We start from the raw sequence: 9,633 nt of genomic DNA on the forward strand, positions 1-9,633 counted from the left end.
TCAAGAATCACGAACCATCGCCATTGTGTTACTAAGCAGATATTGAAAATAAAAGGCATGCTTATATCTTCATTTATTTTCTTTTCCCTGAGGGCTGTTTTTCTTGTTTTTTTTGTTGTGGAATCAGCTCTACAGCCTCTGCTGTCATGAATGGCATCACTTTATCATACGGCAACGTAAAACATGGCATGCCATACACATAGCCAGCTATCTCGTCGAGTTGATAAAGAAAAAAGAGACCATTTTGCCTCATGACAAGATGATCGGCAGGCAAGGGGATGCGTTTTACAAACAGCATGTCAGAAACTTTCATGTTGAAATTCGGCGTAATATCTTGCCCTAAATAGTCTTTAAGACCTTCGTACATCAATGCCTGCATCCTGTCAAGTTGAGTAGAATCAATGAGTTGTATCATTTTTCCGTCGGTTTTTCTAAAAGTGCGTGCACTCTGTAAGTGTTCACCATGCGCCCCACCCAAGAAGTTTTCAAATGCAATGCAATAGGTAAGAGCCTTGTCAGATTCCCATACCACGCTGCCAACGACTTCTTGAAACATGAGCATATCTGACCTTATGCCAAATTCATTCGTCAAATTTTCAAACCCAGTGGTGTATTCTTTCATATAATGGGACAGCAAGCCCCTACCGTCTGTGATATCACCGCGATAGGTGTGAACACGAACCTCGGCATCGTTTGTCATATTTATAGTGGGACAGAAATATGAAAGTTTTTCAGATAGATACCGCCCAATACTCTCTCTCACACCCTTTGAACCGCTGACTGGGAACTGAAATGTAAGGGAGTGCGTGTAAGCAGAATCTTTTAACACACTGTCGCGCAATGTAACAAACACCAACGAGTCTTCCGTGTCTGACACGATGCTGTCACCTACCGCAGCCATTTGGCAGTTTTTCTTCGCAGAGTTGTTGCAACTGGTAGCCACAAAGGCAAGCACAGCTATACACAATCCCAATAAGACACGGTTACTTTTCACCTTGAATAAATAACAATAAAACTTCTTTGCCTCATTTTACAAACTTATTCCTCGTTTTCGGCTTGCTTCACTTTCTTGAACAAATCGGAGGCAAACACCAAATCATTCAACCTTTTGTTGTCTGAATTTACAACATCAGCTTTATTCCCCTTCCATTCCACTTTTCCCTTGTAGATGAAAGTGATGTGATCGCCAATCTCCATGACAGAATTCATGTCGTGCGTATTGATAATCGTGGTGATATTAAACTCTGTTGTAATACTCGATAGCAACTCATCAATAACCAACGAGGTTTTAGGGTCGAGCCCGGAATTAGGTTCGTCACAAAAAAGATACTTAGGATTCAACACGATGGCACGGGCAATTGCCACTCGTTTCTGCATGCCGCCCGACAATTCGCCAGGCGATTTCGCTTGCGCATCCAAAAGGTTGACACGCTCTAAACACTCCTGGGCACGCTTCACACGCTCACGATAATTCTTCGTTGAAAACATATCCAGAGGAAACATCACATTTTCAAGGACGGACAAAGAATCGAAAAGGGCAGAGTTTTGAAACACCATTCCCATTTCTCGCCTCATCACCACTTGTTCGCGCCTGCTCATGGAGACAAAATCTCGACCGTCGTAAAGCACTTGTCCGCAGTCTGGGGCAAGTAAACCTACAATATTTTTTATCAAAACGGTTTTGCCCGAACCGCTTTGTCCTATGATAAGATTTATCTTGCCGTTCTCAAATGTGGTATTGATATTCTGCAAGACTTCTTTCTCACCAAATGATTTATATAAGTTTTTTACTTCTATCATAAACTCAACAACTCAGAAACTTTGAAAAACTCAACTCAGCAAAGGAGTGAGGAATACATCTGCAAACAACACCAATACGGAGCTACTCACAACAGCATTGGTTGACGCCTCACCGACAGCAACTGCGCCTCCCTCCACAGAAAAACCGTAATAGGAGGAGACACTGGCAATGATAAAGGCAAACACAATGCTCTTAATAATACTCATCCAAACAAACCAAACATTAAAGGAATATTGAAGTCCTAAGGTCAGGTCTGCTGGCGAAAGCACCCCACTATAGGCGGTGGCATAAGCTCCTATCATTCCTGCCACAGAACTAAAAACCACCAAAAAAGGCATAATGGTAATCAACCCCATGATCTTGGGGAGGATGAGATAGCATGCTGGATTAACGCCCATAATATCTAATGCGTCGATTTGTTGAGTAACGCGCATTGTTCCTAATTCAGAGGCAATATTCGACCCTATCTTCCCGGCAAGTATCAAACACATAAAGGCACTTGCAAACTCCAACAAGAAAATCTCACGAGTGACATATCCTGTTGTCCAACGAGGCATCCACGGGCTCTGCACATTGATTTTCATCTGAATACAAATAACGGCTCCGATGAAAAAAGAAATGAGCAATACAAGCGGAATGGAGTCAACGCCTAACTTCGACATCTCTTTTATATATTGCTTAAAAAACATGCGCATACGCTCGGGACGACTGAACGTGCGCCCCATCAACAACAGGTACTTCCCGAACGTTATTAGATATGTGATGATTAATTTTATTACCAAAATTCTACTCGTTTTTAATCTGTTCTTTGATCGCTAACCCATAGCTTGGTACAAAAGTAACGAAATTCCCCATATTATCCACGAGAATTGTCACTGTTTTTCTTCGTAAATGGCAATCTGTATCATTTTACAACATTTGATATCAGCATTTCCTCACGTTCTTAAAAGGGCAGCCCTGATGTTACGAACAGAATAAAGCGAACTTCATCCTTTCTTTTTTGATTATTTTTCATACCTTTGCAAAACAACCTCATCGATTCGGAATGGAACAATATACCGACACATACACCTCTCCCTTAGGAATCATCACCATGAGCAGCAATGGCAAGCAACTTACAGGACTGTGGTTTGAGGGACAAAAGTACTTCGGCCATGCACTAAGTGACCAACCTTCACATCCATCGCTCCCCATTTTTGACGAAACCCGCACATGGCTCGACGTTTATTTTCAGGGCAAGTACCCTACATTCATGCCCCCGTTTCTGCTGAACGACACGCCATTTCGTCAGACTGTATGGCAGCTATTGTTAACCATTCCGTATGGAGAAACCACCACCTACAAACACATTGCCTTGGAATGGGCCAGGCAACACGGTGTGAAAAGCATGTCGAGCCAGGCGGTGGGTGGTGCCGTTGAACGAAATCCCATCTCCATCATCATTCCCTGTCACCGGGTTATCGGCACCAACGGAAGCCTCACGGGCTATGCGGGAGGCTTAGACAGAAAGCGGTGGCTGCTGCAATTGGAGCAAGCAAACACCGACAGGTTCTTGCCGGATCAGTAGAGATTTCCTCGTAAGTTCAATGAAGAAATACAATTTTTTGAAATAAATTCCCGCCAAAGTAACTAAAACTGCCGTTTTTTATTCCCACTGGCTTATATATCGCGATTTTTATGTAAATTTGCAAAAGAGTAAAAATCAAGATACAGCATTCATGAATGATCAAATAGAAACGGAAGTGCCACAACAAGAAAGCGAAAGCTTGGTGCTGCGTACTGAAGGACTGGTAAAACGATATGGCAAGCGCACCGTTGCCGACAAAGTGAGCTACGATGTACACCAAGGGGAAATTGTAGGACTGTTGGGTCCCAATGGAGCTGGAAAGACAACATCGTTTTACATGACCACAGGTCTGGTAATTCCCAACGAGGGTCATGTCTATCTAAACGAGCAAGAGATTACCGACTATCCCGTCTATAAACGTGCACAGGCAGGCATTGGCTACTTGCCACAAGAAGCCAGTGTGTTTAGAAAAATGAGTGTGGAAGATAACATCCTTTCTGTTTTGGAAATGACAAAACTCTCTAAGAAAGAACAAATGGAGAGATTGGAAAGCTTGATTACAGAATTTAGACTGAACAAGGTGCGGAAGAACAAAGGCGACCAACTCTCTGGAGGTGAGCGTCGACGTACAGAGATAGCTCGCTGTTTGGCGATCAATCCTAAGTTCATCATGTTGGATGAACCCTTTGCAGGTGTAGACCCCATTGCCGTAGAAGATATTCAACATATTGTGTGGCGACTCAAATACCATAATATCGGTATTCTTATTACCGACCATAACGTGCAAGAGACCTTAACCATTACGGATCGCGCCTATCTGCTATTCGAGGGAAAAATCCTTTTCCACGGCACGCCAGAAGAGTTAGCGAACAACAAAATCGTACGAGAAAAATACTTAGGTAGCAACTTCATCCTCCGCAAAAAAGATTTCCAACTCATTGACGAAGAACGAAGGGCAAGAGAGGAATAAGCAACTATCCTCTTTCTTCAGAAGGAAGAAGATTGATTTGTTATCACGAGCCAACTACTCCTCTCCCTTTCACAGAGAGGCAAGGGCTGAGATAGTTCCTTACTTATCCGCATCATATCCTTTCCCCTCACCGCTATAATCTTCGCCCGTTTCATACCCTTTCAACATATCTTTCAGGATGGCAATCATCTCGTTTTTCAGAGATTGAGGTTCTAAAACAATCAGAGCCCTGCTATTCTTCAGCAATTCTTGCTTAAAATCGAAGGTTGGTTGAACATACAACTCGTATTCTCTATATTCGCCATCGCCCGAATCTTTTACCATGCGCTGAGAATGATGCAAGGGCGTTTCTTCCAAAAAGACATATTGTGGCCAAAATGCTCGTAAACGAATATGCTCTGCCTTTTTACGAGGATCTTTCATGATGCCGAAGCAGTCGGCAAAGAATTCATCGGGCGTCAGAGGCTTCTCCTTACGCACCTTCACGTCCAACTTTTCAAACTCCAACAAACGATTGACCGCCAAGATTCTGACATCCCCATTCTTTTTATCACGTCCGATAAGATACCAACGCTGTCTGAAAAGTCGAACAAAAAGAGGAGCCAAGATAAATGTACTTTCAACGCCGTAAGCATTTTTGTACGACACCCTTACATATTTATTTTCATCAATACAGTCTAAGAGTTGGTTCATGTATAATGTATCTTGCGGAGGATTTTCCAACATAATCTTATCATGCTGCCTCACTCTTTGTGCCATTTCCGAGATACGAAACGTACTCAGCAGCCAGTCCACGACATTTGCATTATCGTAAATCGACTCCTTGATATAGTACACATTCCCTGCTTTCTTGTTACACTCAATATACACCCCCAACTCTGTAGCAATATTCTCTCGATAACGATGAAACGTGCGGTCAGTCAATTCACCATGATCCACATTATATGAAGATGCAGACCACCTTTGCTTAATCTCCGCCAACGTCATTCGCTTTTGGCGCAGTATGTCAATCAGCCATAAATAGGCACGCAGTCGTCCATCCATGTGTGTATGTGTGAAGGATTACAAAGAAACCACTGCAGAGCATTATTATAGAACTGATGCAATGGTCGTCGCTTTGCGTTATTTCTGATAGATTTTATTGAGTTCGTGTTGAGTAAAGGCCTTGAAGCGTGCCTGCCAATAAAGGGACTTCTCTTTGTCGAATTGGTCTCTGTAAATTTTAGATTCACGAGACGTATGCAATATGGGGTTATTCCCATCGCCCATGTGTTCATTCCATGTGAGTTCGGCAAAAGGCGAGTCTTGCTCCTGACCGATATGGTGCAACTCATACGGGTCACCATTGGCATCACGAGGAGGGAATCCCTCACCTATCAAGTCGGCATTGTTATATTCAGCCCATTTATCCCAGTCTGCCAAATATTTTTTCAGCCATGTGTTACGCCTAATGCTGTAGTCGCTCCAGTTAATATCCTCTCGTATAAGAGCCACCCGTCCACCAATATTCCGTTCCACCAGTCCTGCTTTCATATAAATGGCTGCCTCCTCCATAGAACGAATATGGCTGATTACGTTATCACTCCACCCTGTTTGATGCGCAATCTGCGCCTGGTGTTCCTTAGTTAAACTTATATATTTTTCCATCGTTACTTTTTTTTCTTGTAAAAACTTATCAGCTTCCCACACTAATCTATATATCTCCTCTTGGTAATAACATCTTAGAAAAATAGAACCAATAATAGCTATCGCCAGAAAAATAGAAAGCTCATAGCGTGTATTGAATACAAAGAAAGGAATATAAACACTATCTGCAAGCGTTATCACCAAATATAAGAATAGGATGAATGGTAAATTGCGCATAAAGTTTTCAAGAGCTTCAAGGGTAGGTATATTAAGGAGAAGGCTCTTTTCTGCAATTCGATAGTACGCATTGACATATTCATCCTGAATGTCTTCTGGTACAGTTTTATCCTTCATCACTTTTTTATACGCTTTTGTCAACTCCTCTTTATTTAACCGAAGATACCGTTTAGTTAGTGAGTGTATAACAGCCTGAAAGATATTTCCTACAATAAATGCAAAAATAAAGAAAAAGACGGATTCGAATTCATTTTTTCCTAAATCATTTATATTAACGAAAGGAAAAAGACATAATATGCCAATGATGAATTTGTTAAGGTATTCATAAAAGCCCATACCTGAAATTGTATTCATTTGTTCTATTTTTTTCTTACTTTTATTATGATGTTAAAAATTTCATAACCTTCGCCTGCCATACTGCAACCTGTGGGAGATTTATTTTGTATGGCAAAGTTTTAAAAACGTTGAAACATCAATTTTCATTATTGTCATTCAAAGGAATTAGCTTTAAAAGAATGATGCAACCCAATCGGCAAACATATTTATCCAGCCGACCACTTTATAAATAAGATAACACAGTAAAACGATTAAGATAGCCACCCTAATGGCTTTTGCATTAACTTCCTTTATTGCTTCTTTATCATCATCCACGAAATGAGTGATAAGTTGCATATTTTTGATGTGCGCCCTATGAAAGAAATCAATAACGTCGCCAATAAAAAAGGGAATACATCCTAAAAGTAAATCAACGAGATAATTGTAAGTAACAGCTAAAGCTAACGGAATGGATCTAACTTTAGTAAGCGCAAAATAAATAAATGGTAATCCAAATGCGGCACTAATAGTGTCACCTACCACGGGGAAGAATCCTATGATAGGATCCAAAAAATATTTGTCAGCCCATTTAGCAATTGTACTTATAACTTGGTAAGAATCAGACTCCAGCAGTTCCTGTCTTCTTTCTTCCTTCTCTTGTCTTCTTAAAGCTTCCTTATCTAAAGCCTCTGACACTACGATTTCTTCTTCTTTATCCACAAATCCGAGTTCGTCTTTTGCGGCTTGTCTTCTGTTATTTGCCATTATAATACTATTTTTTTGTTACCATTCAAAAAGTTATCAATATCGTCTTCAGACAGGTTGATGTCTCCATCCGAGAGAGAAAGCAATGCGCTTTTGAGTTGCTTGGCATCTTTTGCCAAATTGATGTTCTTCAGCGAATTTCTTAAGAGAGTAGCTTTGTCGTCAACTCCATTTGTTATTTGCTTGAATTGATCCTGCAGGCTCTTCATATTGGCATCATATTGCTCTAACGCAATGGCACTTTGTTGCTTCATGGCGAGCAAGTTTGAGTATGATTCAAACAAATTGGCTATTCCTGCAACGGTTTGTATTGCCTCTGCATTTACCTGGGCAATATCCAGCTTGTCAATACTGACTTCCTTAGATTGTAATTTCACTATATCCTGTGCATTTGAAGTATCAATAGCCATTTGATTTCTTTCATCTTTGCTGTTTTGCATCTGTTCCAATGTTTCCATGCCAACAGTGGATACATTATCTACAGCTGTTTCCAAGCCGACCTTTAGAACAGAAGTTAATGTGCTTATACCATTCTTCACACTCTCTGGGACAGTTATTTCATGCAAGTCAGGTGCTTTGATTGCTTTCATTTGTAAATCTGACAGCTTTGTGTTGGCTATCTCACGAGCTAACCGCAAGAGTCCAACGATGTCTGTCAGCGACTCTGACACCTTTATTTTCACCTCCTTTGATGCAGATATGGCTTGCCTTATCTGCGTGTTAAGTGCTTGTAATTCATCCTTCTTCGACAAATAATCTTGTTCGATTTCTTTCAGAGCTTTTTGGTGAGACTCCAAATCTTCTTGATAGAGTTTTATATCTACTTGGAGGTTTTGATATTTTTCAATGGTAGGCTTATATTGTTGCTGCCATTCGAACATATCTCTACTGAAAGATTTCCCTTTGCTTCCAAAGGTCAAGAAGTTGATAAAAGCCGATGGCTTGCTTGGCTTAGATGACATAGCACATTGGTAGTCATCTTGCAAATTCTTCACCAGTTGCCTATTGTCTTCTATGATAGCCTTATAGTTGTCGATGCTCATTTGGTGATCGACAACCAAATTTTCAAACTGTTTATAATTATCAAATAATACATTGCGTTCTTCTTTCAGCTTTTTAAGTTCTGGCGTATCGTACAATGAATCTATTAAATTCTTAAATTCCTGATTCAATACTTTCTCGCAAAAACGATAAAAAGCATTTGCTCGTGGAATATTCACATCGTTCATAGCCTTATAGATACTCATTAATCGCATCAAGTCGGTTTTGATGACCGTACCATCCTTATGGATATTGTTTTTGAATTTTTGCAAGTCAATTTTCAAATTAGCAGCATTTGCCATTGAATTTGTGTAATGACTCAGTAAATTCAATCCCACCAAGGCAAGTCCAACTCCTTTGTTATTAACAGACCTGTACTGACCTGCTGCTTTCTGAAGTGCAACATTGAAATTTTCTGAAATGGATGCCATCAAGTTTGTACACGATTCAGACAACCTGCTGTATTCCAGTTGTGTATTTTTCAGCATCCCTTGAACATTCATCCATTCTATGGCATCAAAGTCAAATAATTCTGGCTCAACACTTTTAATACTATCTCCAAAGATATCTATGAGCTGTGCAGCGTAGTTTCTATAAATGGATACTATCTCATCCCTGAGATAGACAAAGTTCTTTGTCAGTGTTTCTATTTCATTCTTTGCAACTTCATAGCCGTTTACCATTCCTGTATAGCGGTCAAAAAGTACATTTGCTTCTTTTTGTATCTTCACAACGGCACTGTTACCAGTAACAACATTCATCATGCCAGCGGCTACCTTGACAGCCTGCTCTGTCATGTTTTCAAAAATATGGTTGTCCAACGTTGTGAGTGACTGTGCAGTTTTGTCTAAAGTTTGTTGCATTAAGGTTTTTACACCATCATAATTGCCTTGCCCCAAAGCACTGTGCAATTTGTACGTTGACACAATTGGGACATTAGAACTCATCTCAACAAATGCATCTCTGATGACAGGACTTTCTTTGTAATACACATATGCGTCATACACCAGCTTGTTTATTTCTAATGAATCTCCTTGAATGCCAAATTGTTTTAACTCGTATGCTAAGTCTGCCCGAGACATGACACTGCTATCTCTTTGTTGTTCCTCTGCTATCTTCTTGATTTCTTTGTATAACTTTTTTGTATCCATATCAATATTCTATTTTTTAATGTGACATCCCAGATTATTATATCTTGTTCTGTAGGCTTTGAAAAAAATATACTTTCCATATTGCCTTTCCTGCTTTTTTTCCTTTATTCCTTTTTGAGTGCTACAGCTATAATGTACCTTAATATCATGGTCAATATTG

General features: G+C 40.2%; 9 protein-coding genes. 2 read left to right on the forward strand and 7 right to left on the reverse strand.

All coding sequences use genetic code 11. The features are described 5' to 3' along the window. Positions 1 to 73: 73 nt before the first annotated feature. Genes BN35_RS11880 through BN35_RS11890 form a run of 3 tightly spaced genes read right to left on the reverse strand, consistent with a single transcriptional unit; the run spans position 74 to position 2,586 of the window. Positions 74 to 994 (reverse strand): RsiV family protein, encoded by a 921-nt coding sequence (locus BN35_RS11880; protein WP_028901314.1) that lies wholly within the window; start codon positions 992 to 994, stop codon positions 74 to 76. Positions 995 to 1,038: 44 nt separating this feature from the next. Beyond that, on the reverse strand, positions 1,039 to 1,800 hold the full coding sequence (locus tag BN35_RS11885) for an ABC transporter ATP-binding protein (protein WP_025073126.1): 762 nt from the start codon (positions 1,798 to 1,800) through the stop codon (positions 1,039 to 1,041). A 30-nt stretch (positions 1,801 to 1,830) separates the two neighbouring features. Then, on the reverse strand, positions 1,831 to 2,586 hold the full coding sequence (locus tag BN35_RS11890; RefSeq protein WP_028901313.1) for an MlaE family ABC transporter permease: 756 nt from the start codon (positions 2,584 to 2,586) through the stop codon (positions 1,831 to 1,833). 260 nt (positions 2,587 to 2,846) lie between these two features. On the opposite strand from BN35_RS11890, the gene BN35_RS11895 reads away from it, so the two are divergent. Further along, the gene (locus tag BN35_RS11895) at positions 2,847 to 3,368 is read left to right on the forward strand and encodes a methylated-DNA--[protein]-cysteine S-methyltransferase (protein WP_025073125.1); all 522 of its coding nucleotides are present in this window, start codon (positions 2,847 to 2,849) and stop codon (positions 3,366 to 3,368) included. Between the two features lie 151 nt (positions 3,369 to 3,519). Beyond that, the gene (lptB, locus tag BN35_RS11900; RefSeq protein ID WP_025073124.1) at positions 3,520 to 4,338 is read left to right on the forward strand and encodes an LPS export ABC transporter ATP-binding protein; all 819 of its coding nucleotides are present in this window, start codon (positions 3,520 to 3,522) and stop codon (positions 4,336 to 4,338) included. Between the two features lie 99 nt (positions 4,339 to 4,437). On the opposite strand, the gene BN35_RS11905 is transcribed toward lptB, so the two are convergent. The 4 genes from BN35_RS11905 to BN35_RS11920 form a co-directional block, all read right to left on the reverse strand. Next, positions 4,438 to 5,382, reverse strand: coding sequence for a helix-turn-helix transcriptional regulator (locus tag BN35_RS11905; protein WP_025073123.1), 945 nt, complete (start codon positions 5,380 to 5,382; stop codon positions 4,438 to 4,440). Between the two features lie 78 nt (positions 5,383 to 5,460). Beyond that, the gene (locus BN35_RS14225; protein WP_248616688.1) at positions 5,461 to 6,318 is read right to left on the reverse strand and encodes an HNH/ENDO VII family nuclease; all 858 of its coding nucleotides are present in this window, start codon (positions 6,316 to 6,318) and stop codon (positions 5,461 to 5,463) included. Positions 6,319 to 6,708: 390 nt separating this feature from the next. Next, complete coding sequence (locus BN35_RS11915; RefSeq protein ID WP_025073120.1) at positions 6,709 to 7,281, reverse strand: DUF4112 domain-containing protein; 573 nt, start codon at positions 7,279 to 7,281, stop codon at positions 6,709 to 6,711. Next, positions 7,281 to 9,473 (reverse strand): hypothetical protein, encoded by a 2,193-nt coding sequence (locus tag BN35_RS11920; RefSeq protein WP_044071559.1) that lies wholly within the window; start codon positions 9,471 to 9,473, stop codon positions 7,281 to 7,283. The genes BN35_RS11915 and BN35_RS11920 overlap by 1 nt, the downstream gene beginning before the upstream one ends. Between the last annotated feature and the right edge of the window lie 160 nt (positions 9,474 to 9,633).

This window comes from Hoylesella timonensis 4401737 = DSM 22865 = JCM 15640, from assembly GCF_000455445.1.
GTDB lineage: Bacteria > Bacteroidota > Bacteroidia > Bacteroidales > Bacteroidaceae > Prevotella > Prevotella timonensis.

Coding starts and splice junctions, on each gene's coding strand:
- BN35_RS11895 (WP_025073125.1), top strand. CDS start 2,847: ATGGAACAATATACCGACACATACACCTCTCCCTTAGGAATCATCACC.
- BN35_RS11915 (WP_025073120.1), bottom strand. CDS start 7,281: ATGGCAAATAACAGAAGACAAGCCGCAAAAGACGAACTCGGATTTGTG.
- BN35_RS11905 (WP_025073123.1), bottom strand. CDS start 5,382: ATGGATGGACGACTGCGTGCCTATTTATGGCTGATTGACATACTGCGC.
- BN35_RS11920 (WP_044071559.1), bottom strand. CDS start 9,473: ATGGATACAAAAAAGTTATACAAAGAAATCAAGAAGATAGCAGAGGAA.
- BN35_RS14225 (WP_248616688.1), bottom strand. CDS start 6,318: ATGAAGGATAAAACTGTACCAGAAGACATTCAGGATGAATATGTCAAT.
- lptB (WP_025073124.1), top strand. CDS start 3,520: ATGAATGATCAAATAGAAACGGAAGTGCCACAACAAGAAAGCGAAAGC.
- BN35_RS11885 (WP_025073126.1), bottom strand. CDS start 1,800: ATGATAGAAGTAAAAAACTTATATAAATCATTTGGTGAGAAAGAAGTC.